We start from the raw sequence: 1,205 nt of genomic DNA on the forward strand, positions 1-1,205 counted from the left end.
GCGAGCGCGGCGACGACGAGGACGCCGGCGAGGACGGCCGCGACGGCCAGCAGCAGCAGGGCGACGGCGGCCAGGACGGAGGCGGGGTCGTCGAGCAGGCCGGCGCGGCCGGCGAGCAGGTCGCGGCTGCGCAGGGCCACGTCGGTCAGGCCGGCGGCGGTGGGCAGCCCGACGAGCGTGGGGTCGGTCGAGGACGGGTCGAGCAGGAGGGCGCGGGGGTCGCGCCGCAGCGGGGACACCCAGCCCGCCCACAGCAGGGCCGGGGCGGCCACGGCGACCAGCGGCAGGCATGCGCGCCAGCTGGCCAGGACGCGGGAACCGCCCACGACCCCGACGAGCACGGCGACGAGCACGAGGACGGGCCAGGTGCCGGGCGACAGCGCCACCACGAGCCCGGCGAGCAGCCCGGCGGCGGCCGTGCTGTTGACCGGCCGGGGCCCGAGGCAGCCCAGCAGCGCCGCCAGGAGCACCGGCAGCAGGGCGTGGACGAGCAGGTCGCCGGCGTGCACCGCGCCCAGCAGGCCGGTGGCCGGCAGCAGGGCCCAGACGGTGGCGGCGCCGGCGGCGGTGCTGCGGCGTCGCAGCAGGCCGCGGGCGACCGGGTAGGCCAGGACGAGGGCGAGCGCCGGGCCGAGCAGCACGACGGCCTGCCGCGCGTCGCCCAGGACGGCGGCGTCCAGGCTGCCGCGGGTGAGCAGGGAGACCACGGCGGTGAGACCGGCCCAGACGGTGGTGGCCGGGTCGGCGGCGCCGAGCACCCCGGTGCCGACGTCTCGCCAGCCGGTGGCCGCGCGCGACCACAGCTCCAGGGCGTCCAGCCCGGCGGTCGGGTCCTCGACGGCGACCGCGAGGCCGTCGGCGTCGACGGGCCCGGGGCGGGTGACGGACCGGAGCAGGGGCAGCGCGCCGAGCAGCAGGGTGAGCGGCAGCAGGTAGGTGAGCGGGTGGCCGAAGAAGCGGCGGGCGGGGCCGCTCGCACCCAGGTCGAGGTCGATGGTCTCGTCGTCGACCGGGCCGGACTCCAGCGCCTCCAGGGGGACGTCGTCGTCGTCGACGTCCTGCTGGCGGCGCAGCGAGCGGCGGGCGCGCCAGGCGTCCAGGTCCTCGCGCATGACCTGCGAGCGGGAGCGCTGCAGGGTGCGCAGCGCCCCGGACGGGACCGCGCGGGCGCGGCGCGAGCGCCAGCGGGACCCGGCCACGCGCCA

1 protein-coding gene is annotated in these 1,205 nt (G+C 79.8%); it reads right to left on the bottom strand.

Going from position 1 to position 1,205, the window contains the following annotated elements:
* A partial coding sequence (locus WCS02_RS20470; protein WP_340296164.1) for a hypothetical protein occupies nt 1–1,205 on the bottom strand: 1,205 nt, incomplete at both ends.

It is taken from the genome of Aquipuribacter hungaricus, assembly GCF_037860755.1.
Lineage (GTDB): Bacteria > Actinomycetota > Actinomycetes > Actinomycetales > JBBAYJ01 > Aquipuribacter > Aquipuribacter hungaricus.